Genomic DNA, 26,566 nt, shown 5'->3' with positions numbered 1-26,566 from the left:
ACTCAGATGCCAGCCGCAATTCCCGCGATCACCGCAATCTTGAACAACGCGTCTACAACATCGCGATAGATCTGCCGCGACTTCACATCGATCTTCGGCAGGACGAGAATGTGGTCACCCGGACGCACCTTCGCATAATTGACAGACCACCATCCGCCGGTATCGGAACTCTCGAAGCTTCCGTCACGATGCGCCACGACAACTCGGGAAGCGTCCGCGTTCTGCGTATACCCTCCGGAATTCTCGATGTACTCGCGCACACCCAGGGATTCTTCGTAGGCGATCGCGTTGGGGAAGACGACCTCACCACTGACCAGGACCAGTCCATCCCGGGCTGGAATCCGCAGTATGTCCCCATTTTCCAGTGACAGATCGTTGCGCGTTGCCGACTGAGCGATATACACTTGGCCGGATGGCTCGATGCTCTTTCCTCGTTCCACCCATTTCAGCAGCAATTCCGCTTCCTCCTTGCGCAACAGCGCCTCCTCGGTGGTTGCCGAACGTGCTGTCAGAGCGGCGTTCTCAAGGAACTTGAGCGTTGTCTGCAGCGCCTGTCGCTGCCTCTCCCTGACACTGACGCGAAACAACTGAATGCTTTCTGCTTCCGACCGTTCGGACAACTCGATCTGCACGATCAGGTCCCCGAGCTTCGCGCCGTACGGCAGGACATATTCCTGTGGACTTCTGTGCTCGCCTTCGACACGGACGGAAATCGTGCCCGGTTTCTTGTCGGCCGTAAACTCGACCTCGTCGCCATCGGCTACCCTCACTTCGGTGGCTTCTGCCAGGGAAAAGTACTCGATGCTCTTCAGCGTACCGGTGTTGCGCACCACGCGCGCGTGCGTCGCTTGTGGCCGCGGCTTGGCCAGGCGGGCCAGGTCGGCAACGGTGATCGACCCACCGCCGCCAAACTCGAAGCGCTTCGCGTTCTCGGCCAGGCCAGAGACCTTCACCGTTCTCTGTCGCGTACCGACGAACACGACATCCCCGTCGGAAAGCTGTATCAGCGGAATCTTCCCGGCGAGCAGGAAGTCGTAGAGGCTCACCGTGGCGCGCGTGCGTTCCCCCCGCTTGACTTGAATGTCGAGAAAGGAACCACGCTCGGTATCGATGCCGCCAGCTTGGTCGAGGTAGTGCAGAAGGCTGTCCATGCTCGTACCCGCGTAGAGACCGGGACGATTGACAAAACCACTGACGAAAACCCGGACGGGCTGTGCAGCTGCGAGACTGGCGTAACTGTAGACATTGGCCCGGAAGACCCGGCTGGCGCCCAGTTCGACGACGCGCTGGAGGTCCTGGTTGCGCACACCCAGAACGGGAACGGGTCCCACGTGCGGAATGAAGATGTTGCCCTTGGGGTCAACGATCAGCGGCGCGTCGAATTCGAAAGCCCCCCACAAGCGAACCTGTATGCGGTCGCCGGCGGCGACCAGGTAATCGGGGTGGAACTGCGCCGCGCCCTCTCGAGCAAACGTACCGGAGAAAAGATTCGCTCCGAACACGTCGCTGTTCAGGTTTGCCGAATAGTCGAATTGCTGTGGCGCCAGCGGCTTGATCTCCGGGCTCGCCGCTGCCGGTGCAGCAGCCGGGCGGCCGGCCGGTAGCTGGCGGGCGGTAACGCCGACCGGCGGGGTCCCAGGCGACGTGATGCCCAGAGGGTCGACACTTGCCGCCGAGGCGAACCCACATCCGAGCATGCCGCAGATCGTCAGCGCGATCGACAGGCCAACGGAAGCTAGAAGAACCTGGACATGGCGGCACGTAGCAGCTGCCCGCTTGGTCATGCCATGCGCCAGTCGCAATCCGCTCTCAACTGTGAAGAAGAAACGCAGGCCGTTCATAGCTGTCAATCCTGATGGTCACGTATGATTGCCGCGAGTAACTGCGCTATACCCGCCAACATCAACGCGGATAACGCGAAGACGGTAATGTTGTACATGCGGCGCGGCTCGATGGGATATTGCGGGTGCGTCGGACTTTGTACGATCGACACCTTCTTCAGGTTGCGCGTTGCTTCCACGCGGCCCTTCTCCAGCGATACCAGTGCGCTACGATAGATATCCTGAGCGAACTGCGCCTCGGTCTCGAGGCGCTGGAACTCCTCGAGGGTTCGGTTGAGTGTGCCGCCCTTGGGTGACGCGAGACGTGCCTTTTCGATCCGTAACTGGTTCTCCACTGCGCCGATCTCCAAGCCGACTTGCGCAAGGTCGGGAGCGCCGGGACTCAGATATCCGGCCATCGCTTCGCGTTTCGCCTTCAACTCGGCAAGTTGTCCCTCCAGGCGCGCGACGATGCTGCCGAGACCTTCTGCCGTTGCCTTCGGCGACAACAGGCCCTTGGCATTCTGAAAGTCCACGACCTGGTTGCGGGCCAGCAGCACTCGCTCGCCCAGCTTCTCCACCTGCGCCTCGAGAAAAGTCACCTGATCGCTCGCCAAGCGGTGTGCCATGTCGTTCATGAAGCGCTCGCCCTCTTCGACCAGACCCTGCGTGATGGCCAGCGCCATTTCCGGTGTGTAAGCCTGCGTCTTGATTCGCAGGATGCCGAAAGCGTCATCGAGCTCGATGCTGACGCGACTGAGGTAATGCCGGTGAAAGATCTCGATGGGTGCGTTTTCGAACCACAGGCGAGAGATCGGATCGCGCTGTCCGTCGCTATGGTGGGCTCGCAGGTTCAGCTTCTCGTCCAGCTTGAGCAACATGTCAATCGAGCGCAAGTGATCCCGCAACAGCAACAGATCCTGGTTGCTCCTGCTGCCCGCCCCGCCGGCAAGAAACGCGGTGAGATCGACCTGATAGCCGCCGGACAGGTCCGTGCGATCGACGACCACGTCCGCCTCGGAAACATAACGGTCGGAAGCGACCAGTCCCCAGTAGATCACCGCGAGGAAAATGGCGATCCCCGCCACTGGGAACGGCCGACGTATACCCGCCAGCGCGAAGTTCTTCCACCGCTGCAGGGAGGAGGGTCTCCCGGCTTCCGGGTCGCCTGTCTCTTCGGTCATAAGCTCGCGCCTTCCATGGCGATGCTTTGATTATAGGCCTGCAGAGCATCATTGATGTCATCAAACCAGACCGCCTCGCCTCTATTCAGCCAAATCCCTGCCGTGCAGAACTCTGTCAGAAGCCCGTCGCTATGCGAAACCATAATCAGGCCCGCTCGATCGGCAAGCCTCTGAAAAGCCGACAAAGCCTTCTCCTGGAATGCCGCATCGCCTGCCGATGTGACCTCGTCGGAAATATAGATGTCGAAGTCAAAGGCTAGCGAGAGTGCGAATTGCAGGCGGGACTTCATTCCGGAGGAGTAGGTCTTGACCGGCTCCTCGAACGCCTCGCCGATTTCGGCGAAATCCTGGATGAAGGCAATCCGCTCTGCCATGTCGGCCTCGTGGCCGTGAATGCGACAGACGAACTTCGCGTTCTGCCGCCCGCTCAGCGAGCCCTGCAGCCCGCCGCCAAACCCCATCGGCCAGGACACGCGGCAAAGCCGTTCAATGCGGCCGCGATTCGCCACGTCCACTCCTCCAATCAGCCGCAGGAGCGTCGATTTGCCTGCCCCATTGCGACCCACCAGGCCGACGTTGGTCTTGCTCGGAATGGTCAGTGTCACGCCGCGCAGGACCCATTTTCCCGGACCATGGTCTGTTCGATAGCGCTTGTGAACGTCATCAACGACGATCATTCCATTACCAGTCGCGAAGAAAACCGCACGTGAAGTGCCAATCCGAGAAATATCGAGGCGCAGGTGGAAGTCACCAGATAGCCGACTTCCACCCCGCTGACCACCGTGTAGTTGGCAAAAAAGGCTGCTCGCAAGAGTTCCAGGCCATGCATCAGCGGGTTGAGCAGCAGCCACTCGCGCATCTCCGGCGGAAGGATGCGGGGCGAATAGAGAACTCCCGAAAGAAAGTACAAAGGCACAAAAAACAATGTCGCCAGTTTGCCGATCTCCGGTACCAGCGTGCTGCCTGCAGAAAGAATCAGGCCGACCCCGGTGCCAAAGGCCCAGAAGACGGCAAACAGGAAGAACACGGCCAGTGGATCATGTGGCAACGTATGGAAACCAACAACGGACATTGCAGCCAGAAGCACGCCGCCGACAAAGAACTGGATCACACCCTCCAGGAACGCACGGACGAGCACGACATCGACAGCTTTTACCTGGCGATAGGCGAACAGTGCCCTGTTGGCAGAAATCGCGGCCATCGAACGGGTTGCGCAGTTGCGGAAGAGATTGTAAGCGAGAATACCGATTGCCAGAAAGAGGGCGAAGCTGACCCCATCGAAAAGCCGGCGTCGCACCGCGGAAAAGATCAACATGACGATCGACAGGTGTGCAACCGGTTCAAGAATCAGCCACAGCCAGGCGGCCCGGCTCCCCGATACACGAGTCACTGCTTCGCGGAGAAAAAGCGCCTTCCAGACCGCGAGGGCAATCGTCAGGTGACTTCGTGCGTGATGCTCAGGAGCCGGCATGGCTGGTCTTCTGCGTCCGTATTGGGGCTTGCTGTCGGCAACCGCTTTCGCGGTATCGACGTTGGTCTTGGGTAATGCACCAGGAGACGCTGGACTGCCGGTGCAGTCGATCGCCGCCGGACTGCGCCGTTCGTCCGACAGGCGGCGGGCTGCTGCAACTCCGCTCCAGGAGCGATCGTGACGACACCACGCAAGTCGTGTGCCAACACATTGCGAAGGCGGTGATTCTACGAGCAGACCGCTAGGCGGTCAATCACGCTGCGGCGCGGACAGTTCTGACGCATGACCCTGCCGACTCGAGGTGGTTTGCCGGAAAGCCGTGTCTTGGCCGCGGCAACAGTCCGATCGCTGGTGGCTGGCGGCAGGTGAGCGTCGGATGTACGACTGGTGTGGGTTGCGAGAAGAGGGTGTCGACAGGTGCCAGGAGTCCGGAGCCGACAGCTGGATGAGGCATTCCGGGCGGGGAGAACGCTGCGTTGGCTCCGCCATGGCTCTGCCCTGGGCAAGTCCCTCGAGTTGCAGCAGCAAGGGCTGCGCGAGCAGCGCGTGCACCCGTGTGGAATCGAGCCAGGAGGCGACGCAGGATGTTCGCAGGAAGGCGCAACGGGCCGGGCAGCCACGGCACGGTTGCGGAAACGTGGGCAGTCCCCTGCATACTGCACCGACGGCCGCTCGACCGGTCCATTGCCGTGCCTTCGCGGGTCGTGTGTCAGGGCTGCGGTGCGACTCGGCACTGATGCCTGCCGGTGCGGACGCCTCTGCATTTGCTGGCGCTGCCGGTTTGACCCGCTTAGGGCGCATCGACGAGCACCGGCCGGGTGTCACGGGCGGCGGCCGACTGTGGCGGCGGGCTCACTCCGTACGATCGCGAGAGGCCGTGCGTTCTTCCGGGATGGGGGCGGGTGGGAACCGTCAAGTCCGGCTCGCCCGAGGACTTCAACACGTCGTTCCAGTGTCATCCGCAGCACGGGGCGGCAACCACGGCAGACCGTCCTCGAGACGCTGGACCGTCGTCGGAACGGCGATGTCTAGTGCCTGTCGCGTGTAGTATCCGCCGCGCACGTGCAGAGCGCCGGCGAGCAAACGGATGAAGTCGCGCACCAGATCGGCGTCAGGCCGCGGTGGCGCCAGCCAGAAATCGTCGATGGATCCCGCGAACGTCATTCCAGGGACATCGAAGATGGCGCTGCCCATGACCTTGAGAGGGCAGCCCACCTGCAGGGCGGTGAGACCGACCGTGCTATTGACCAGCACGCAGCCGGCTGCATGGCCCAGCATGCTGACGAGATTGCCTCCGGTGACGCAGAAGACGCGGTCGGCGGCATTGTTCTGCGCAGCGATCTCCCGGATCCGTCGCCGCCACGGGGTCAGGCCGGGGTCGAGCGGGTGCACCTTGACGGTGAGGCGTGATGGTGGCGGTGAATGCGCCGCGAACGATCCGATGATCTCGCGCGCAGCAGCGACCATGTCGGGGTAGGGCGAATGGTCGCGGATCTGATAGTCGGTCGATAACTGCAACGGGAAGACGAATGTCGGCGCGTTGCCCTGCCGGAGGGTGTCGAAGGCGTGCGCGGATCGTCTTCGCTCGGCGCGCCCGCGGAGCCACCGTAGTACCCACCCGGCATACTCAGCGAACGGATGGTGGATTGCGTGCCGCCGGTAGCCGGGGTAGAGAGGCCGCGACAGCACTTCGCTCACGTTGTAGGCGACGTCGAGCATCGCCAGTCGCCAGAAAGGAATGCTACAGCGCACTCTGAGGTCAGGCACTGGGTACTGCTGCGCCAGCGAGCGGATGAGCGCGGGATTGCGCGGCATGCGCGACCAGGTGCCCATGCCGTCACGTTCGAGAACCAGCCAGTCCGGTCTCAGGTAGCCGAGTTCGCTGCAGATGATCTCGGCCCCGCGGGCGCGAGCCTCCGCGATGGCAATCCGGTGATGTGGTCGCCGGTCACCGAGCAGGAAGAGGTGCGTGATCGGTTGCTCATCCAGGAAGCGGGCGATGTAGTTCCGCCAGCCGTCGATGCCGCCGCGGTAGTCGCGTGCCGGCAGGCGCCAGAACAGCCGGTCGCCGAGATGCAGGTTGATGCGCGAGACGCGGTGACCGCGGGCGATCAGCTCGCGTGCCACCTCGTGCATGTAGAATGACGACGGTCCTTGGAGAAAGAGAACGTGCAATGTTCTGTCGAGCTGATGTCGGCTGAAGTCGCGGCCGGTGGCGCGGCTGGCGGGTCGCCAGGCAGCGACCGGAGCGCGGGCATTGGTTCAGGTTGGCGATGATAAGGCAAACGGGTTGCCTCGTGGTAGCCGCGTGATGGCGCGGAGCGAGACGCTGGCGCCACGCAGTGTGCTGATCACCGGTGCCAGCGGCGGTATCGGTGCTGCCCTGGCGAGAGCCTATGCCGGGCCCGGGCGCACGCTCGTGCTGCAGGGGCGCGACACGCAGCGCCTCGCGGCGGTGGCAGAGGGGTGCGCGGCGCGCGGCGCGCGCGTGCTGACCAAGGTGCTCGACCTGCGTGATCGCGTGGCGCTGGTGGCCTGGCTGCAGTCGGTCTCACACGCGGAGCCGCTCGACCTCGTGATCGTCAACGCCGGCGTAAACACCAGCATCGGGGCCGACGGGGCTGGTGAGAGCTGGGTTGCCGTCGAAGAGCTGATCGCGGTCAACGTGCTCGCGGCAATGGCAACGGTCGATGCGGTGTTGCCGGCGATGCGCGCTCGCCGGTCGGGGCAGCTGGCGCTGATCAGCTCGCTCGCTGCCTACTATGGTCTGCCGGTGACACCGAGCTACTGCGCCAGCAAGGCGGCTCTCAAGGCCTATGGCGAGGCCATCCGCGGTTGGCTGGCGGGCGCAGGCGTCCGCGTCAGCGTCGTCATGCCGGGCTACGTCGAGTCGCAGATGTGTCGCCAGATGCCCGGTCCAAAGCCCTTCCTGTGGTCAGCCGATCGCGCGGCGCAGCGGATCAGGCGCGGCCTGCTGCGCAACCGGGCGCGAATCAGCTTCCCTTTGCCGCTCGCGCTCGGCACCTGGTTTCTGGCGGTGCTGCCGCCGACCTTGTCCGAACGGATTCTTGCTCTGCTCGGTTACCGTGGGTGAGTCGTTCTGGCCGGCCGTGCTGCCGGCTCTGGCCGGCAGTGGCTGCCTGGCGCTGCTCGTCGAGCGCCTGCTCGAGCCGCCGCCGCTGGCCTGCTGGCGGCGGCCGGCAGCGGCGCTGGCGATCCATTTCGGCCTCTGGCTCTGGTTGTCGAGCGTTCTGTTGCTGCTCCTGCAGCGGCCGGTCTTTGCCGCCAGCTCGCTGCTGGCAGGGTTCCTGTTCGTCGTCCTGGTCAGCAACGCGAAAGTGCATTCGCTGCACGAACCGTTCATCTTCCAGGACTTCGAGTACTTCAGCGATGCCCTGCGCCATCCGCGCCTCTACATGCCCTTTTTCGGCGCGGTGCGGGCGTTTCTCTCGCTGCTTGCGCTTGGCCTGGCGATTGCCGCCGGCTTGACGATCGAGGATTCGCTGCTCGGCCGGCTGTCGGTCGGTGAGTTCCTCGCCGGCGCGGCAACGCTGGCTCTGGGCGGGTTGCTGCTGCTCTGGTACGGCGCACGGCGCAGGCTTGCCGTTGCCTTCGACCCAACCGCCGACTTGCGGCAGCTCGGTTTGCTGACCGCCCTCTGGCGTTATGGCGAGGAGGAGCACGCTCGCTGCCCGGCGCGGTCGCCCTACGAACAGCCTGCATCCTCGCCCGAGCCCGGCGCCGGGCTGACGACACTGGTGGTCGTGCAGAGCGAGTCTTTCTTTGATGCGCGGCGCCTGTTCTCGGGCATCCGCCGCGACCTCCTCGGCGAGTTCGACTCGTTGCGCAGCAGCGCCGCCTGTCACGGGCCGCTGCAGGTCGCCGCATGGGGCGCCAACACCGTGCGTACCGAGTTCTCCTTTCTCTCGGGCCTGGCTGCCGAATCGCTCGGCGTGCACCGCTTCAACCCGTATCGCCGGGTCGCGCGGCAGGGGGTGGCGACGATCGCCACCTTCCTCAAGCGCCTTGGTTACCGGACGATTTGTGTGCACCCGTACGCAGCCAGTTTCTATTCACGAAACGTTGTCTTCCCACGACTTGGCTTCGATGAGTTCATCGACATCGCTGCCTTCGCCGGCGCAGCGCGCGACGGTCCCTACGTCGGCGATCTCGCGGTTGCCGAGTACGTCGCCGACCTGCTGGCGGGGAGTGCTGGCGAGCCGCTGTTCGTTTTCGTCATCACGATGGAAAACCACGGCCCGCTGCATCTGGAGGAGGTCGCTCCGGGTGACGGGGAGCGGCTCTATTCGGCGTCGCCGCCGCCGGGCTGCGAAGACTTGACGATCTATCTGCGGCATCTGGTCAACGCCGACCGGATGGCCGGCAGGCTGCGTGCAGCGATCGATCGACTGCCTGGTCCCGCCTGCCTGTGCTGGTTCGGGGACCACGTGCCGATCATGCCGGGGCCCTACCGCGCCCTCGGTGTGCCGGATGGGCGCACCGACTACCTCATCTGGCGCAAGGGCGACCGGCCCCGCGTGGCGGTGCCGCGCGAGTTGCGCATCGACGAACTGGGCAGCCAGGTCCTGCAGCAGATCGGGCTGCTGCCGGCACGCGGCTGAACTTCTGCACCGGCAGCGGCAGCCTGGCTGCGGCTGCTACACGCGTTGCAACTCTTCGCCGAGAGCGCTGACGGCGTCGCGGATGTCGTCCTCAGTGTGCTCGCAGCTGACGAAGAAGCGCAGACGGGCGGCCTTTTCAGGAACGGCGGGGTACACGATCGGCTGCACGTTGATGCCGCGGGTGAAGAGCGCGGCGGCCAGACGGGCGGCTCTGACCGACCCGCCAGTGATCGCCGGGATCACCGCCAGGCCGGCGCTGGTGCCGGTATCGACGCCGGCCGCGTGCGCGAGTCGCAGGAAGAGCTGGCCTCGCGCCTGCAGGGTTCGCACGCGCTGTGGTTCGCTTCGCAGGCAGCGCAGCGCCGCCAGCGAAGCGGCGGCGACCGGCGGTGGCATGCCAACGCTGTAGAGAAAGCCAGGTGCCAGGTATCTGAGATGTTCGACGAGGGCGCTCTCACCGGCAACATAGCCGCCACAGCCGGCGAGGGCCTTGCTCAGTGTGCCCATCCAGATGTCGATGTCGCTGCTGTCGACGCCGAAGTGCTCCCTGATGCCAAGTCCGTTGTTTCCCATGACGCCGAACGAGTGCGCCTCGTCGACCATCAGGAAGGCGCGGTACCGGCGCTTGATGTCGATGAAACGTGGCAGCTCGGGGTAGTCGCCGTCCATGCTGTAGAGGCCTTCGAGGACGATCAGGACGCGCTGGAAGTGTGTTCGCTGTTCGGCCAGCAGGGCGTCCAGGGCTGCCCAGTCATTGTGCGGGAAGGGCAGGCGGCGTGCACCCGAGAGGCTGATTCCCTGCAGGATGCTGTTGTGCACCAGTTCGTCGTGGACGATCAGGTCACGCGGCCCGAACAGGTAGCCGATCGTCGTCACGTTCGTCGCGTGGCCGCTGACGAAGGTGAGAGCGCCCTGGCTACCATAGGCGGTGGCGATCGCCTCCTCGAGTTCGCGATGGATCGGGCGCTCGCCGGCGACCAGCCTGCTTGCCGAAACGGAAGTGCCGAAGCGATCGATCGCCTGCTTCGCCGCCTGGCAGACTTCGTCATGGCCCGCTAGTCCAAGATAGTTGTAGCTGGCGAAGTTGATGAATTCGCGACCGCCGATGCGCGTCCGTGCCCCGGCGATGCCTTCGTGCAGCATGAAGAACGGGCTTTCGATGTCGAGCCGCGCGGCGCCCTCGCTGATGATCCGCACCTGCTGGTAACCCGGGTGGAGGTCGAAACGCCAGTGCTGCTCGGGCGTGCCGTCCGCCTCCCTCGTTGCACCGGTCGGCAGCTTCAGATCGCTGTCCTGAGTGGCCTGGCGCAGCCGACGTTCCAGTGCCTGCTGGATCAGCCGATCCTTGATCTGGGCACTGAGCCCGGGAAGCCCCTTACGTGCCATGGCGATCGCTCCTCGAACTCCGGTCGTCCTGTTGCGCGGCGTCGAGGTCGGCGGCGAAGCGGGCGATCTCGTCGGTCGAGACCGCGACGCCCTGTTGCCGGGCGATCTGTGCCGTCTGTGCCAGCAGCACGTCCTTGGTCGCCGCGCCCCGTGCACCCTCCCCGGTGTCGCGCAACTGCTGCAGCAGGCGCTCGGCGAGCCGGCTGATCGTCGGACTCTGGCTGAGTGCCAGCACCGGCAATCGGATGCCGAAGCGTGCATCGAGTGCGACCGCCAGTTCGACGCCCATCAGCGAATCGAGACCCATGTCGAAGAGGGAGCGGCTGGGGTCGATCTTCTCCGGTGCGATGCGGAGAATCTCGCCAATCTCGCTGCGCAGCATGTCGCCAATGACGACCAGCAACTCCTCGTCGCCGAGTTCGGCGAGCAGTCGCCTGATGTCCTGCGACTGCTCGTCGTCACCGCCGCCGCACGGGCTCGCCAGTTCGCCGAACTTCGGGCTGGCGGCGGACGGCAGGACGCGGCTCAGCGCCTGCCACGCGAACTCGAGTGCCGCCAGACCGGAGCGGTCGCTGAGGAGCATCTCCTCGAGCACGTCGAGCGCCAGCTCGGACGTCAGTGCCGCTCCCCCCAGGCGATTCTCGAGAGCGTCGCGCATCTTCTCGTTGCGGGCGAGGAAACCGCAATCGGCAATCGGACCCCAGCCGACGGCGGTCGCACACAATCCCTGGGCGCGACGATGCGCCGCGAGTGCCTCGAGCCAGGTGTTGGCGGCGACGTAAGCGGCTTGCCCAGGGTTGCCGAAGGCTGCGGTCGCCGAAGAAAAGAGCACGAACAGATCGAGCGCGCAGGCCCGCGTCAGTTCATGCAAGTGGCGAGCGCCCAGCACCTTCGCCGCCAGCGACCGGCGAATCTGCGTCTCGTCGAGATTGCGCACCAGGGCGTCGTCGATCAGCGTTGCCGCATGCAGGACTCCCTTGAGCGGCGGCAGCTCGTCGCGTGTCGCGGCGAGCAGTGCCGCCAGGGCGTCGCGGCAGGTGACGTCGCAGGCCGCCGCGTAGACCCGCACCCCCTGCTCCTCGAGGCGCTGGATGGCCGCCCCGGCCGTGGCTGAATCGGGACCGCCACGGCTGATCAGTATCAGGTGGCGGGCACCCTTGCTCGCCAGCCATTCGGCAGTGCGCAGGCCAAAGCCGCTGAGGCCGCCGGTGACCAGGTAGGAGGCATCGGCGGCAAGCTGCAACCGTCTGCGCGGGCCGGGTCGTGGCGGCTGCAGGCGTTTGATGCCGTGGTGATAGGTGATGACGATCTTGCCGATCTGGCGTGCCTGCTGCATGTAGCGGAAGGCTTCGACGACGTCCTCGGCTTCGAAGTTGCGGTAGGGCAGGGGATGCAGGATGCCGGCGCTGAACAGCTCCATCAACTCAGCGAAAAGCCTGCGCGTCAGCTCCGGATGAAGCAGCATCAACTGGTCGGCGTCGATGCCGAAGTAACTGACGTTGTTGCGGAAGGGACGCAGGCCGATGCGACTGTTCTCGTAGAAATCCCGCTTGCCGAGCTCGAGAAAGCGCCCGAAAGGACGCAGCACCCGGAAGTTGCGATGGATCGCCTCGCCGGCGAGCGAATTGAGGACGACGTCGACGCCCTCGCCGCCGCTTTGCGCGAGGATCTGGTCGGCAAAGGACAGCGAACGGGAGTCGAAGATGTGGACGACGCCCAGCAGGCGGAGGAAGTCGCGCTTCTCGTCAGATCCGGCCGTGGCATAGATCTCGGCACCCAGCCAGCGCGCGATCTGGATCGCTGCGATGCCGACGCCACCCGCGGCGCCGTGGATCAGGACCCGTTCCCCGGCTTGCAGGCGGGCCAGGTGGTGGAGCGCGTAGTAGACGGTGAAGAAGGTGCTCGGAATGGTTGCCGCCGCTTCAGCGGAAAGCCCCGGCGGGATATGGGCGACGGCGCTGCTCTGGGTGAGGACGCGGTTGCCGAAGCTCGACGGAGCGAAGCCGACAACCTCGTCGCCTGGGCTGAAGCCAGTGCAGTTGCTGCCGACACGGTCGATCACGCCGGCGAACTCGAAACCGAGCGTCGGGCCGGCAAAGCCGTTCTCGATGGCCTCATCGGCAAGCAGACCCAGTGCATACATGACGTCGCGGAAGTTAAGCCCGCTTGCCAGAACCTCGACCTCGACCTCATCCGCAGCCGGCGCTACCCGCGGATGGGTCTCCCAGCGCAGGTTGCGCAGTTGCCCAGCGAAAGGGAAACCGAGAGAGACGGTCGGCGAAGCGAGAAGTCGTGGCGTCCGGGCATCCGGGCGTGGCTCGTCGCGCAGGCGCGGGACGTAGCGCTGGCCAGCGGCCGCAAGGATGATCTCCAGTTCGCCATCGGGCTGCTCGAATTCGCGGTCGAGGAGGCCGGCAGCGGTCTGTGCGGGCATCGGCAATGCCAGGTCGATCAGGCGGACGCTGCCTGGCTCGGCCTCGTTGAGCATCGTGCGTACGAAGCCGCACAACGCGGCATCGTCGCTGGGGCCGGGGCTGGGCGCGTCGCTCGCGCTGGCAGCGGCTGCAGGCAGGAGGGTCGCTGCGGCGTTGCCAGTGACCAGCCAGCAGGTCGTTCGCGTAGCCGAGCTTTCGCACGCCTGCATGATGCGTGCCGCCAGCGCGCAGCGCTCCACCTGGCGGTCGAGTGCCTCTTCGGCCGACACGGCGGGCGAAGCCGGTGCCAGCCCGGTGAGCATGACGAGGCCGTCGAGCTCACCATAGCTGGTGGTGGTTGCTTGCAGCAGCCCGGCGAGTTCCTCCTTGTCGGTCGCGCTGGCCTGAATCACCAGATCCTTTCGTTCCTGCAGCCTCTTCGCCAGTTCGTCGGCAAGAAGGGCGGAATAGCCCACCGGGTCAGCGAGCAGGATCCAGCTGCGCACGTTGCCCCGCACTGTCACTTCGGGCCGCGGGCCGGACTCGCCGACCTCGGCCAGCAGCAGATAGGGACCCGAGAGCGTGTCGGGCGAAAACTCGCAGGGGTCCGCGCAGCGGCAGCCCAGATCGGCGAGTTGCTGCTGCCAGAACGATCTCGGTCGCTGGCTCGATAGCCAACGGCCGCTGGCGCTCTGCGACCAGCCCTCGCGTCGGGCACCAAAGACGAAATCGATCCAGCGCGACGGATGCTGGCCGAGGACGAGCAACGAGGCGCCGGTCGCGAGGCAGCGGCGTGCATGGCGGAGGGCCCGCAACGCCTGCTCGGTGGTCGCGAAATCGAGCATGACGATCGCCATCATGCATGACCCCGCCGGCGGCTCCCGGTCCGCTTCGTTGCCGGCGGCGTCATCGATCAGGCTCGTCCGGATCGTCGGGAAGAACTCGCCAAGGCGGACCCGTGCCTCCTCCAGCGCGGTCGTCGAGGTGCTGGCGAAGCAGTAGTCGGCGCGCGTGAAGTCGAGGGCGAAGCAGATGTCCATGGCAAATGCCGGCGCGCCATCGCTGATCTCGACGACGCCGAGTCGCTGCCCCGGCGGCAGCGCCACAAGGGCCTCCGCGACCAGGGTGCCGAGCGCCTGTCCGATCTTCATTCTCCCGCGGCCGCCGACGACCTGCTGCAGCAGGGTCGCCAACGACGATTCCTGCGGGCAGATCTGGCACAGTGAGGAACTGCCGGCGACGAGTGCCGGCAGGTGCAGGCCGATCCGTCCCACCGAATGGATGATCTGGAAGTAGTCTGGATAGTCGGCCACGAGGCTGTTCCAGATATCCTCGGCGGTCGACTCCTGCTGCTGATCAGGCATCAGCGTCCAACCATCGCCCGTCGCCGTCAGAGATCCGTCGTCGTCGGCGAGGCGGATGAGATCCGTGAGGAAAGGCGCACCGTCGGGATTCGCGGACTGGCAGGACAGGATGGCCGCCGCCGACAGCGTGCCGTCTTCGCCGGCCATCGGCAGCAGGGCACGGCGCGTGAATCGGCTGCACAGGCTGTCGAGGAGCGGATCGATCTCTTCCGTGTAGCGGCGGTGCGTTCCCTTGAGGGCCGCCCGCTGCGTGACGTTGGCGAGCGTCGAGTGGACGCGGTCGAAGCGCAGCGCCAGCGGCCCGGCAGTCTGTCCGGCGTGCGGCTTCGGGATCGCCCGCAAGGCGAGAAAGCGCAGCCGGTCGCGGCCACCCCTGCTCAAGCGAACGCCGCGAAAACGTGCGTCCTTGACGATCGCGATGAGGCGCCCGGCCGCACAGAAAAGCGCGAACTCGGCCTGCAGGGAACGTGCGCTGTGCCGCAGCAGCGTCGCGCGGGCGAAACAAGGCGTGTCCGTTCCCGAGCGAAAGATGACACGACCGAACCTCGTCGGGATGAAGGCAATTGCTTCGTGTCCGTCGATGGCCTGGCGGAGAAGCTGGAACATCAGCTGGAAGGTGCCGTCGAGCAGCACCGGATGGAGGTGGTTGTGGGCGACTTCGCTCTCGACCTGTGGCGGAATGCGGAAGGCGGCGAACGCCGAGTTGCCTTCGATCCAGCCATGTTCGACGCACTGGAAGGCCGGGCCGTAGGCGATGCCGACCGCTCGCGTCAGCCGCGCGTGGCTGTCGGCGTCGAAGTCGGGCGGCCGTTGCGGCAGATCCGGCAGCACTTCGCGCAGCAGACTCTCCTGCGCCTCACGAACGACGCGCGCCGACGCGTTGACGACCCAGTCCGCAGTGCTCATCTGCTCGCGGCTACGGACGGTCAGGCTGCCGTCGCGCGGGTCGATGGACAGCCGAACGACCGCCGAACGATCATCGGCAAGCAGGAGCGGCGAGCGGATCTCCAGATCCTCGATTTCGACGATCGCTGACGGTTGCCAGGCGAGGCTGGCCGTCAGCGCCATTTCGACATAGGCGGCGCCCGGGAGAACGGTTGCCTCACCGACGACATGATCCGCGAGGACCGGGTTCAGCTGCGTGTCGAGCTGGTTCTCCCAGGTCAGTTCATGCTGGGCAAGTCGATAGCCGAGCAGCGGATGGATCTTCTGGCGGTGGATCAGGCCGAGCGATTCGCTGGTGACCGGGTGCCAGTGCCGTTCGCGTTGCCACGGGTAACCCGGCAGGCGGACGAAGCACCCCGGCCGGGGAAAATGTGCCTGCCAATCGACCGCTGCGCCGGCAATCGCGACCGCGTGTGCCGCCGACCGGATCCGCTGTGCGCCGTCGTCGTCGCGCGTGCCGGTGGCGATCACCTGGCCGTCGACTGAGCGCGTCTTCAGGCAGTCGTGCAGATAGGTACGCAGGATCGGGTGCGCGCCGATCTCGACGAAGACGGTGATCCCCTGGTCGAGCAGCGAGTCGATGGCTTTGGCGAAGAGGACCGGTTGGCGAATGTTGCGCCACCAGTATTCGGCGCCGAGCTCCTCACCCGGCAGTTGCGAGCCGCTCACCGTCGAGCAGAAAGGCAGCACACCCGCGCGCGGCGCGATTCCGGACAGCGCCTGCCTGATCCCGGTTTCGAGGCGGTCCATCGCCGGGTTGTGGAAGGCGTAGTCCAGGTCGAGCCGCTTCCAGCCGACGTGCCTGAGCGACAGCGCCTCCTCCAGTAGCGTCAGCGCTGACTGCGCGCCGGCGATCGTCAGGCCACGCACGCTGTTGACGCCGGCGATCGTCAGCTGACCGGCAAGTCCGAGTTCGCCGAGCAGGCTTGCAGCGGCTGCCTCGTCCAGCGCGACCGCGGTCATCTGCCCGTCGCCGCGGGTCGTCCCCTGCAGCAGGCTGCGCTGGTGGATCACCGTGACGGCATCGGCGAGGCTCAAGGCGCCCGCTGCCCAGGCCGCCGCGATCTCGCCGACACTGTGCCCGGCGACGACCATCGGCGTGACCCCCTGCCGTTGCAGGAGGCGGGTGATGCCGACCTGCAGTGCAAAAAGGGCCGGCTGCGCAATCTCGGTTCGCTCGTAGCGCTCATCACCGTTCTCGCCGGCCAGTTCGGCGAGCAGCGAAAAGTCGGCGCGCTGCCGGAACAGGGCGTCGACCTCATGCACCGCTGCACGGAACAACGGCTCCTCCGCCAGCAATCGCCGGCCCATCGCGGACCACTGGCAGCCGTTGCCCGAGTAGATGAACGCCGGCCCGCGGGCAGCGACCACCATCCGGCCGCTGGTCAGCGCCGCATTCCCGCCGCGGTCGGCGGCGAAGTCGAGCAGGGCATGCCTGATTTCCGGCAGCGTCGGCGCTTCGACGATCAGCCGCTGCTCGAGCCAGTCGCGGCGAAAAGCGGCGCTGTGTGCGACGTCGTAGTAGGCCGCCGGCGGTTGCTCGCCGAGAAAGGCAGCGAGGCTGGCGGCGGCTGCCTTCAGTGCCTCTGCGCTGCGCGCGGAGAGCAGCAGCGGCGGCAGAGTGGCGGCAACCGCCGCTGGCTGCGGACGGGGGCGCCGCCGCGGCGGGCTCTCGATGATGAGGTGGGCGTTCGAGCCACCGAAGCCGAAAGAGTTGACGCCGATCGTCAGCTTGCCCGTCTTTGGCAGGGAGCGCTTGCTGGTGACCAGATCGATGTTCCAGTCGCTGGCAAGGATGTGCGGATTGACCCGGCTGACGCCGATCGTCGCCGGTATCACGCGGTGTTCGAGGCAGTGCAGGGCCTTGAGAAGGCCAGCGACGCCGGAGGCCGTTTCGAGATGCCCGAGGTTGCTCTTGACCGAGCCGATCGGCAACGGCCGGCTGGCCGGCCGACGCTTGCCGAGGGCGTTGCCGATGGCCAGCGTTTCGATCGGGTCGCCGACGGCGGTGCCGGTGCCATGCGCCTCGAGGTAGTCGATCGTCGCCGGATCGATGCCGGCTTCCGCGTAGACTTCCTCGAGCAAGGCCGCCTGCACTTCGGCGCTGGGGACGGTCAGTCCGGACTTGCGGCCATCGGTGTTGACCGCTGAACCGGCGATGACCGCCAGGATCGGGTCGCCGTCGGCGAGCGCTTGGTCATACTCCTTGAGAAGGAAGACGCCGCCACCTTCCGAGCGGACGTAACCGTCGGCCGCGGCGTCGAAGACCTGGCAGCGCCCGCGTGGCGACAGCATCGATGCCTTGGCGAAGCCGATGAAGGGGTAAGGATGCAGGTGCAGGCTGATGCCGCCTGCCAGCGCCTGCGAGACTTCCCCGCTGGTGATCGCACGGCACGCCTGGTGCAGGGCAACGAGTGACGACGAGCAGGCGGTGTCGATCGCCATGCTCGGTCCGCGCAGGTCGAAGACGTAGGAGATCCGGTTGGCGGCGATGCTGGCGGTGTTGCCTGTCGCCATCGTCGAATCGGCGACTGCCAGGTCATCGGCCATGCGGAAAGAGTAATCGGCGCTGGCGATGCCGATGAAGACGCCGCAGCGACTGCCGCGCAGCCGCGACGGCCGGGTGCCGGAGTTCTCCAGCGCTTCCCAGCTCATCTCGAGCAGCAGCCGCTGCTGCGGATCCATCAGCGCCGCTTCGCGTGGCGAGATGCCGAAGAAGGCGGCGTCGAAGGAGGTCACGTCACCTATCGATCCGGCGGCGAAGGTGTAGCTCGTTCCCGGATGGTCCTTGCGCGGGTGCAGGAAGGCCGCCAATGCCCAGCGCTGCGGATCGACCGTGCCCACCAGGTCGCGGCCGTCCAGCAGGTCCTGCCAATAGGTCTCGGGACTCGTCCCCGGCATGCGGAAGGAATAGCCGGTGATGGCGATTCGCCCTCTCATCTGACTGTGATCTCCACTCTGGATTGGATTGGGTGCACCATTGTACGACCGCCTGCCACGGGCAACGGGCGTTGCTGGCAGAAGGATCAGGAGCGTGGCCTGGTGTAAGGCTCGAAGGCTTCGCCGCGCATCCGGTAGCCGGCGACGCCCATTCCCGTATCGGTGCGGTCGAGCCCGAGCGTGCCGCTGACCCACATCGCATCCATGGTGCGCATGTTGCCGACCGGCTTCTCGGCGACGACATGAATGATCTGGTTGGCCGGTGGCGGTGGCACGTGGATGCAGGCACCGAAGTAGGGCACCAGCAGGAACTCGGTGACCTGCTCGCCGCGACGCTCGAGCGGCACGACGAAGCCGGCGATGCGTACCTTCTGCCCGTTCATCGCCTTCTCCGCCGGCGCCTGGTCCCACAGCCGTCGTGCGTTCTCCAGTGCCTCCTGGGCTTTCGGGTCGCTGTCCTGCAGTCGGGCGAGGTCGAGACCCTTGAAGGCGGCCATGGGCTCCCAGCCCTTGGGCACCAGATCGTCCCAGCCGATCAGGCGGTAGCCCTGCGAAGCCTTCCTGTCTTCCGGCAGGCGCTCGCCAACGCGGTAATCTGCCCGGTTTCCTTCCCTGCCTTGCGCCTCGGCGAGTGGTGGCGGCGACAGCAGTGCAGCCAGGACGAGACAGATGGCAATGGGCAGTGGCATTCGTGGTTCTTTCCGTTTCGCGCCCGGACGCCCCGGCTGCAGTGGTGGCTGCGCCGGCGACACGGACGCCTGGGCGCAGCGATGACGGCAGCGGGGCGCCGAGTATGCGTCTACCTGACCGTTTCGACCATCACGATCGGCTCGTCCGCGATGACGACCGTGGGCCGGCGCCGCCGTATCGGGCGCGGTGGCGCACTGTCCTCTGCCGGTGCCGTCGGCGTCGTTTCCAGCGCAGCGGGGTGTCTGGTTTCCACCATGATCAGGCCGCTGTTCTCGAGTGCTTGCTGGATGTCGACTGGCGCAGCGCTGCCGGTGGCTGCCACGTCGGGCGCGACGGCCGCCGCAGCAGGCTCTTCTCGTGGTGCGGCGGTTGGCGACTCGGGGTCGAACGCGGAAACCGGCTGCAGCGGGGAGTCAGGCAGTGGCTCGGCGACGGCGGCTGCGACCGTGATCGGCAGCGGCTCGGCGACGGCTCCCGCCGCCTGGGTTTCCTGGCTGCTGGCCGGTGGGGCGAACTCGACCGCGGCTGCCGAGGCAACCGGAGGCTCAGATCCATGGTCGGCGGCAGCCACTGCTCCGCTCTGGTCGCCGACGGTCACCGCCGGCGTTGCGGCCGTCATCGTGACGTCGCCGGTGGGCGCTTGCGCTGCGGGCGGCGCGGCGCTGTCGGCGCCGGCAACTGCCGCGATGCTCGCGCCCGCAGCGTTCATCTCAACGGTTTCGGTCGGCTGGCCCTCGGTCCTTTCACCGCGTTCGCGGCGGCCACCGCGGCGGCCGCGCCGGCGGGAGGGGCTGGCGGACTCGTCGCCGTTCTGCTCCGGTGCCGGAGACGCTGCCGGCATCGCCACGGCGGGAGCGAGTGGTGCCGGGTTGCCGTCGTTGATCTGCTCCGTGGGCTGCGGCCTGCGTTCGTTGCGCTGCCGGCGTGGCTCACGGGCGGTGGTCGGTTCGCGGCCGGCGGTGCCCTCGCGCGCCTCACGTGGCTGACGCGGCTCGCGCGGTTGCTGGTTCTCGCCCCGACTGGCCGGCGAGGCTTCCTTCTGCTCGCGGCCGACCCGGGTGTCGGCAGGCTCGCGACGGTCGTCGCGGCGCGTGCCGCGCGCGGTGGTGCCAACGCTCCGGCGTGCCTCGCGCACGCTGCCGGCGACTTCCGGAGCCGCGGTGGCTGCGCGTGGTGACACGGCTTCGCTCGTCCCGGCGGGTACTTCCTTGTGCCGGAACCAGGACACGATCCGCTTCAGGAAGCGGCCGGCGGCCGTATCGGCCTTGGTGCCGTCGACGGTCGCTGCCGCCGGCTCGATGACCAGGGGGGCTGGTTGCGCCGGCGTGACGCCCCTGATCGCCGCTTCGGCTCGGGGTGCCCGGGAGTCTGCCGTGCCCGCCGTGTCGCCGCTGCCGTCCTCGGCCGGCAGGGCGACCATACGGTACGATGCCTGCTGCAGTTCCTCCTGCCCCGCCGCATCGTGGCGAACCCGCAGCACCGTGTGCTGCGGTGTTTCGAGATGGATGTTCGGAATCAGCAGGACGGTCACCTTGTGCCGCAATTCGACCGCCTGCACCTCTGTCCGCTTCTCGTTCAAGAGGAAGGTGGCGACATCGACCGGTACCTGCGCATGCACGGCGGCGGTATTGTCCTTCATCGCTTCCTCTTCGAGGATGCGCAGGATGTGCAGCGCGGCGGACTCGGTGCTGCGGATATGGCCGGTTCCCGAACAGCGTGGGCACGGAATGTAGCTGGTTTCGGCGAGCGCCGGCCGCAGGCGCTGGCGTGACAGTTCGAGCAGTCCGAAGCGGCTGATCTTGCCGGTCTGCACGCGCGCGCGATCGAAGCGCAGTGCCTCGCGGACACGGTTCTCGACCTCGCGCTGATTGCGCTGGTTCTCCATGTCGATGAAATCGATGATGATCAGGCCGCCGAGGTCGCGCAGGCGCAACTGGCGCGCCACTTCCTCGGCCGCTTCGAGGTTGGTCTTCAGCGCCGTTTCCTCGATGTCGGCGCCGCGTGTTGCCCGGCCCGAGTTCACGTCGACCGATACCAGCGCCTCGGTGTGGTCGATGACGATGGCGCCGCCCGACGGCAGGCCGACCTGGCGCGAATAGGCGGACTCGATCTGGTGCTCGATCTGGAAACGCGAGAAGAGCGGCACGTCATCGCGATAACGCTTGATGCGGTTGACCGTGCCCGGCATGACGTGCGCCATGAACTGCTGCGCCTGATCGAACACATCGTCGGTGTCGATCAGGATCTCGCCGATGTCGGGCTGGAAATAGTCGCGGATGGCACGGATGACCAGGCTGCCCTCCTGGTAGATCAGGAAGGCTCCCTGTTGCATCTGGGCTGCGTCTTCGATCGCCTTCCACAGTTGCAACAGGTAGTTGAGGTCCCACTGCAGCTCTTCGCTGCCGCGGCCGATGGCTGCCGTGCGGGCGATCAGGCTCATCCCCGGCGGCACCGGCAACTGGTCCATCACCTCGCGCAATTCGGTCCGCTCGTTACCCTCGACGCGGCGCGAGACGCCGCCGCCGCGCGGGTTGTTGGGCATCAGCACGAGGTAGCGGCCGGCGAGGCTGACGAAGGTGGTCAGGGCCGCGCCCTTGTTGCCGCGCTCGTCCTTGTCCACCTGGACGATCAGCTCCTGGCCTTCACGCAGCGCTTCCTTGATCGTCGCCCGACCGGCGTCCGCGCCGGGCTGGAAGTAGGCGCGCGAGATCTCCTTGAACGGCAGGAAACCGTGCCGCTCCGCTCCATAGTCGACAAAGGCCGCTTCCAGGCTGGGCTCGATGCGGGTGATGACCGCTTTATAAATGTTGCTCTTTTTCTGCTCCTTGTTGGCCGATTCGATGTCCAGGTCAATGAGTTTCTGACCGTCGACGATGGCGACGCGCAGCTCTTCGGCCTGCGTCGCGTTGAACAGCATTCGTTTCATTCGTGGGGCTCCCGCGCGCTGTTGTATGGGCTGCGCCTCGTGTGGGCAGCGACGGAACCGGTGTCTCCGGGACACTCGTGGGGCTCGTCGGCAATGGAAGCAGCGATACCATCCTTCGCACCCGCATACTGTTCGGGCGTTGATGACCTGGAGGGTTTCGGGATGTTGCCAGGGCGATTCCGCAGATGCCAGGCGCGCGCAGTTCAAGTAGTATCGCTACTTTGTGGTGAGCGAACTTAACCAGATGATCGGCGTCCAGCGAGAGTTGCGCAGCAGGGCGCCGAGGGGTCAGGTGTTGCATGCCGGGAAGCGTTTCGCAGGGGCCTCGAAGTCGGCATTGCCCAACGGCCGCACGGCTCGATTCCTCCTGCAACCGACGACGCGAATCAACTGAAGTATATTCAAAATGGCCCAAGTTGGCAAAAACTGCGTCAGCCAGCAGCTTATCGGCGAGAACGAGCACGGGCAGCGGGTCGACAACCTGCTGCTGAAGCTGTGCAAGGGGGTGCCGAAGAGCCACGTCTACCGGATCGTCCGCAGTGGCCAGGTGCGGGTCAACGGCCGCCGGGTGGACGTCTCGCATCGCCTGCAGAATGGCGACCTGCTGCGCATTCCGCCACTGCGCATCGGCGGCGGCGACGCGGTAGTGGTGGACGCTGAACGCCGGCTGCACTTGCCCGTCGTCTATGAGGACGAGGCACTGCTGGTGGTCGACAAGCCGGCGGGTGTCGCGGTGCATGGCGGCAGCGGCGAGAGCTTCGGGGTGATCGAGGCGCTGCGGCAGCAGCGGCCGCAGGCGAGGTTCCTCGAACTGGCGCACCGGCTCGATCGCGAAACCTCGGGGATCCTCCTCGTCGGCAAGAAGCGTTCGACCTTGCTCGCCCTGCACGAGATGTTCCGTGCTGGTGCCGCTGGCAGTACCGGGCGGGGTGCGGACAAGCGCTACCTGGTGCTGGTCGCCGGCCGCTGGATGGAGCCGCTGCGCCATGTCCGGCTGCCGTTGTTGAAGTACCTGCTGGATTCGGGGGAACGGCGCGTGCGGGTGGCCGAGCAGGGCAAGGCAGCGCACACGATCTTCCGCCTGCTGGCCCGCTGGCAGCGCTTCAGCCTGCTCGAAGCGGAACTGCGGACCGGGCGCACGCACCAGATCCGCGTCCATCTCGCTCATCTCGGCCACCCGGTGGCGGGTGACGAGAAGTATGGGGACTTTGCGCTGAATCGGGTGTTGGCGAGGGAAGGATTGAAGCGGATGTTCCTGCACGCCTCGCAGATGCGCCTGCCGCACCCGCTGGCCGGCGGTGAACTGCGGCTCGAGGCGGCGCTACCGCCGGCTCTGGCGGGGTTTCTGCAGGCCGTCGCGGCGCGCGAGAGGCAGGAGCATGGCGAAAAGATTTGAGCTGCTGGTCTTCGATTGGGATGGCACGCTGCTCGACTCGGCGGCGGCCATCGTCGAGGCCATCACGGCTGCCTGTGGCGATCTCGGGTTGCCGCCACCACCGGCGGAACGCGCGCGGCACGTCATCGGGATGGGCTTGCACGAAGCGCTGCGACATGCCCTGCCGGAACTGCCGGAGAGCCGCTACCCGCAACTCGTTGAGCGCTACCGACATCACTATCTGGCGCGCGATCACGAACTGCAGTTGTTCGCCGGCGTCGCCGAGCTGATCGCCGAGCTGTCGGCGGGGGGCTTCCTGCTCGCCGTCGCCACGGGCAAGAGCCGCCTGGGTCTAGACCGCGCCCTGCGGCACAGCGGCCTCGGTCCCTTTTTCCATGCTTCGCGATGTGCCGATGAGTGCTTTTCCAAGCCGCATCCGCAGATGCTCGAGGAACTGCTCGACGAACTGGCCGTCGCTGGCGAGCGGGCACTGATGATCGGCGATACGACACACGACCTGCAGATGGCACGCAACGCCGGTGTGGCGGCTCTGGCTGTTGCCTACGGCGCGCACCCGGTGGCGGCACTCGACGCCATGCAGCCGCTGGCGTGCGTGCAGGAACTCGCGGAACTGACGGCATGGCTGCGGACCCACGCCTGATCTGCCCCGCCGCCGAACTGCTCGATGGTGGTCGCGGCGTCCGCTTCACCATCGAGCGGCAGGGGGTGGTGGAACCGGCTTTCGCCATTCGTTTCGGCGGCCGTGTGCGTGCCTATGTCAATCGCTGCGGGCATGTGCCGGTCGAACTCGACTGGCAGCACAACGAGTTCTTCGACGATTCCAAGCTATACTTGATCTGCGCGACACACGGCGCGCTCTACTCGCCGGCGGATGGCCGCTGTCTCGGTGGTCGCTGCAATGGACGCGGGCTGACGCCGGTGGACGTCGAAGAACGTGATGACGCCGTCTATCTGACCGCAAGCGAGAACGAGCCTTGACTACGCCTGAAGAACCACCCTGGGAACGGCAGTTGCTGGAGAAGGTTGCCTTTGCGACGCTGCGCGAGCAGCGCGCCAGGCGTCGCTGGGGCATCTTCTTCAAGCTCGCCGGACTGGCCTACCTGATCGCACTGCCCGCGCTGCTGATGGACTGGGGCGATTCCGAGCAGCTTGCCGACCGCCGGCACACGGCGGTCATCCACCTGCGGGGCACCATCGAGGCGCAGGGTGAGGCCAGCGCGCAGAACCTCAACGATGCGCTGGAAGCAGCCTTCGCCGACAAGCGCACCGCTGGCGTCATCCTGCGCGTGAACAGTCCCGGTGGCAGCCCGGTGCAGGCGGGCATCGTGCACGACGAGATCCTGCGCCTGCGCACGGCGCATCCGCAGATCCCGCTGTACGCGGTGGTCGAGGACGTCTGCGCCTCGGGCGGCTACTACGTTGCCGTCGCCGCTGACAAGATCTTCGTGGACAAGGCGAGCATCGTCGGTTCGATCGGCGTCCTGATGGACGCCTTCGGTTTCACCGGCACGATGGAAAAGCTCGGCATCGAACGGCGTCTGCTGACTGCCGGCGAGAACAAGGGCTTCCTCGATCCGTTCTCGCCGCAGGACCTGAAACAGAAGGAGCATGCACAGGTGCTGCTGCGCGAGATTCACCAGCAGTTCATCGAGGTCGTCCGGCGCGGGCGTGGCGATCGCCTGAAGGAGACGCCGGAACTCTTCTCCGGCCTGATGTGGACCGGCAGCCAGAGCGTCAGCCTCGGCCTGGCAGACGGTCTCGGCACTGTCGGCTCGGTGGCGCGCGATGTCATCAAGGCAGACCGGCTGGTCGAATACACGGTCAGGGACAATCTTGCCGAGCGCCTCGCCCGCCGGCTGCGGGCGGGCACGAGCGATGCGGCGCTCGGTTCGATGTTCGACTTCGCCCGTCCGCTGCTGCGCTGAGAGGCTGTACCGCAGGCGTCAGCGGCGGGCCGGACTGCCGGACCGGGCGAGTGATGCCGCGGCAACGCAGGGTAGCCGGGGGTGGCGGCGCCCGCTCAGGCGTGCAGGAGGAAGACCGTTGGCCGACGATCGAGATCGGGTAGCGATCGTTGCCGCCACTCGGCGACGGTGCGGGTGCAGATCAGTTCGCCTGCCGTCGTCAGGTCTCTGGCGATGCAAACGCGTGTCGCCGGCGCGCAGACGCCGATCAGCGACGCCAGAAACTGGCGGTTGCGGTACGGCGTTTCGATGAAAATCTGCGTGCGCCGTTGCTGCCGCGATTCCTTCTCCAGTTCGCGCAGGCGCCGCTCGCGAGCAGCCGCTTCGCTGGGCAGATAGCCGTGGAAGGCGAAACTCTGGCCACTCAGTCCGGACGCCATCAGGGCGAGGAGGATCGACGATGGGCCGACCAGTGGCACCACCTCGATACCCAGGTCATGAGCCAGGGCAACCAGGTCGGCGCCCGGGTCGGCGATCGCCGGGCAACCGGCTTCGGAGATCAGGCCAAGGTCGTTCCCGGCCAGTGCCGGTGCGAGCAGTTCCGCCAGCGCTGCCGGCGGCGTGTGCTGGTTGAGTTCGGCGATCCGGAGTTGCTGCAGCGGCGCGGCGGTCGGCAGTGCCTTGAGGAAGATCCGGGCCGTCCTGGCGTTCTCGGCGACGAAGCAGCTCAGCCGGCGGGCATGCTCGAGCACCGCCAGCGGCAGGACCGAGCCGTGGGCGGTCTGCCCAAGGGGCACCGGGATCAGGTAGAGCCGGCCCGCCTTCATCCGGCCGCCGGCACGGCTGCGGTCATGGTTGCAGCGGCGAAACGTTTTCGCGGCGCAGCAGGTCGCAGAGGGCGATCAGCGGCAGGCCGATGAGCGCGTTCGGGTCGGGGCCGTCGATGCGCGCGATCAGGGCAATGCCGAGGCCCTCCGAGCGGGCGCTGCCGGCACAGTTGTAGGGTTGCTCGAGCTGCAGGTACCGCTCGATCTCGGCATCGCTCAGGTCGCGGAAGGTGACCAGAGTCGGTACGCCGCGGCAATGCGCCCGCCCGCTCGGCGCGTGCAGCAGGCAGATGCCGGTGAAGAAGTTGACCTGTCGGCCACGCATCGCCTGCAACTGGCGAACGGCATTCGGGTGCGTCAGCGGTTTGCCGAAAACCAGTCCGTCGAGGCAGGCGACCTGATCGCTGCCGATGATCAACGCGTCTGGGTGTGTGGCCGCGACCGCACGCGCCTTGGCCTGCGAAAGGCGCAGCGCGGCATCCTCGGGTGATTCGTCGGGCAGCATCGTTTCATCGACCGCCGGGTTCGCCGTGGCGAAGGGCAGCCCCAGGCGCGCCAGCAGCTGACGACGGTAGGGCGAGGTCGAGGCAAGGATCAGCGGTGGTGGATTCATCGGGCGGCCTGTCACTGCGCGCCGGCACCGCATCGGACCAGGAGATGGCATCGACTGGCTGTTC

The 26,566-nt window shown here is 66.4% G+C and carries 17 protein-coding genes; 6 read left to right on the top strand and 11 right to left on the bottom strand.

Features of this window, described 5'->3' with window-relative positions; genetic code table 11:
- Nucleotides 1–2: 2 nt before the first annotated feature.
- The 5 genes from NFW30_RS07340 to NFW30_RS07320 form a co-directional block, all read right to left on the bottom strand.
- Nucleotides 3–1,841, bottom strand: a complete 1,839-nt coding sequence (locus tag NFW30_RS07340; protein ID WP_295353503.1) for a polysaccharide biosynthesis/export family protein — start codon at nucleotides 1,839–1,841, stop codon at nucleotides 3–5.
- A gap of 5 nt (nucleotides 1,842–1,846) precedes the next feature.
- Nucleotides 1,847–3,004, bottom strand: coding sequence for a chain-length determining protein (locus NFW30_RS07335; RefSeq protein ID WP_295353506.1), 1,158 nt, complete (start codon nucleotides 3,002–3,004; stop codon nucleotides 1,847–1,849).
- Nucleotides 3,001–3,681, bottom strand: a complete 681-nt coding sequence (locus NFW30_RS07330; RefSeq protein WP_295353508.1) for an ABC transporter ATP-binding protein — start codon at nucleotides 3,679–3,681, stop codon at nucleotides 3,001–3,003. The genes NFW30_RS07335 and NFW30_RS07330 overlap by 4 nt, the downstream gene beginning before the upstream one ends.
- Complete coding sequence (locus tag NFW30_RS07325) at nucleotides 3,678–4,475, bottom strand: ABC transporter permease (RefSeq protein ID WP_295353511.1); 798 nt, start codon at nucleotides 4,473–4,475, stop codon at nucleotides 3,678–3,680. The genes NFW30_RS07330 and NFW30_RS07325 overlap by 4 nt, the downstream gene beginning before the upstream one ends.
- A 936-nt stretch (nucleotides 4,476–5,411) precedes the next feature.
- A complete protein-coding gene (locus NFW30_RS07320) occupies nucleotides 5,412–6,650 on the bottom strand; it encodes a capsular biosynthesis protein (protein ID WP_295353514.1) in 1,239 nt (412 codons plus the stop codon).
- Nucleotides 6,651–6,786: 136 nt separating this feature from the next.
- Here NFW30_RS07320 and NFW30_RS07315 point away from each other — a divergent pair, with 136 nt between their 5' ends.
- Nucleotides 6,787–7,569 carry an SDR family NAD(P)-dependent oxidoreductase gene (locus NFW30_RS07315; protein ID WP_295353516.1) on the top strand — a complete coding sequence of 261 codons (783 nt, stop codon included), beginning with the start codon at nucleotides 6,787–6,789 and terminating at the stop codon, nucleotides 7,567–7,569.
- Complete coding sequence (locus NFW30_RS07310) at nucleotides 7,562–9,097, top strand: LTA synthase family protein (RefSeq protein ID WP_295371932.1); 1,536 nt, start codon at nucleotides 7,562–7,564, stop codon at nucleotides 9,095–9,097. The genes NFW30_RS07315 and NFW30_RS07310 overlap by 8 nt, the downstream gene beginning before the upstream one ends.
- A 36-nt stretch (nucleotides 9,098–9,133) precedes the next feature.
- Here NFW30_RS07310 and NFW30_RS07305 read toward each other — a convergent pair whose 3' ends face one another.
- The 4 genes from NFW30_RS07305 to NFW30_RS07290 form a co-directional block, all read right to left on the bottom strand.
- Nucleotides 9,134–10,483 carry an aminotransferase class I/II-fold pyridoxal phosphate-dependent enzyme gene (locus NFW30_RS07305; protein WP_295353521.1) on the bottom strand — a complete coding sequence of 450 codons (1,350 nt, stop codon included), beginning with the start codon at nucleotides 10,481–10,483 and terminating at the stop codon, nucleotides 9,134–9,136.
- Nucleotides 10,473–18,146, bottom strand: coding sequence for a type I polyketide synthase (locus tag NFW30_RS07300; RefSeq protein WP_295353524.1), 7,674 nt, complete (start codon nucleotides 18,144–18,146; stop codon nucleotides 10,473–10,475). Before NFW30_RS07300 ends, NFW30_RS07305 begins: the two co-directional genes overlap by 11 nt.
- An 86-nt stretch (nucleotides 18,147–18,232) precedes the next feature.
- The gene (locus tag NFW30_RS07295) at nucleotides 18,233–18,835 is read right to left on the bottom strand and encodes a DUF3299 domain-containing protein (protein ID WP_295353527.1); all 603 of its coding nucleotides are present in this window, start codon (nucleotides 18,833–18,835) and stop codon (nucleotides 18,233–18,235) included.
- Nucleotides 18,836–18,945: 110 nt separating this feature from the next.
- Nucleotides 18,946–21,762 (bottom strand): Rne/Rng family ribonuclease, encoded by a 2,817-nt coding sequence (locus NFW30_RS07290; RefSeq protein ID WP_295353530.1) that lies wholly within the window; start codon nucleotides 21,760–21,762, stop codon nucleotides 18,946–18,948.
- Nucleotides 21,763–22,168: 406 nt separating this feature from the next.
- On the opposite strand from NFW30_RS07290, the gene NFW30_RS07285 reads away from it, so the two are divergent.
- Genes NFW30_RS07285 through NFW30_RS07270 form a run of 4 tightly spaced genes read left to right on the top strand, consistent with a single transcriptional unit; the run spans nucleotide 22,169 to nucleotide 25,083 of the window.
- On the top strand, nucleotides 22,169–23,158 hold the full coding sequence (locus NFW30_RS07285; protein ID WP_295353533.1) for an RluA family pseudouridine synthase: 990 nt from the start codon (nucleotides 22,169–22,171) through the stop codon (nucleotides 23,156–23,158).
- Entirely contained in the window at nucleotides 23,142–23,798 is a 657-nt protein-coding gene (locus tag NFW30_RS07280; RefSeq protein ID WP_295353536.1) for an HAD-IA family hydrolase, read from the top strand. The genes NFW30_RS07285 and NFW30_RS07280 overlap by 17 nt, the downstream gene beginning before the upstream one ends.
- On the top strand, nucleotides 23,777–24,136 hold the full coding sequence (locus NFW30_RS07275) for a Rieske 2Fe-2S domain-containing protein (RefSeq protein WP_295353539.1): 360 nt from the start codon (nucleotides 23,777–23,779) through the stop codon (nucleotides 24,134–24,136). The genes NFW30_RS07280 and NFW30_RS07275 overlap by 22 nt, the downstream gene beginning before the upstream one ends.
- A complete protein-coding gene (locus NFW30_RS07270; protein WP_295353541.1) occupies nucleotides 24,133–25,083 on the top strand; it encodes a S49 family peptidase in 951 nt (316 codons plus the stop codon). The genes NFW30_RS07275 and NFW30_RS07270 overlap by 4 nt, the downstream gene beginning before the upstream one ends.
- 95 nt (nucleotides 25,084–25,178) lie before the next feature.
- Here the strand turns inward: NFW30_RS07270 and NFW30_RS07265 are convergent, their stop codons facing one another.
- A complete protein-coding gene (locus NFW30_RS07265; protein WP_295353543.1) occupies nucleotides 25,179–25,889 on the bottom strand; it encodes an SAM-dependent methyltransferase in 711 nt (236 codons plus the stop codon).
- A gap of 22 nt (nucleotides 25,890–25,911) precedes the next feature.
- A complete protein-coding gene (locus NFW30_RS07260) occupies nucleotides 25,912–26,502 on the bottom strand; it encodes a Maf family nucleotide pyrophosphatase (protein ID WP_295353546.1) in 591 nt (196 codons plus the stop codon).
- Nucleotides 26,503–26,566 lie beyond the last annotated feature (64 nt).

It is taken from the genome of Accumulibacter sp. (assembly GCF_023806635.1).
Lineage (GTDB): Bacteria > Pseudomonadota > Gammaproteobacteria > Burkholderiales > Rhodocyclaceae > Accumulibacter.
This window is presented reverse-complemented; position numbering and strand designations above follow the sequence as displayed.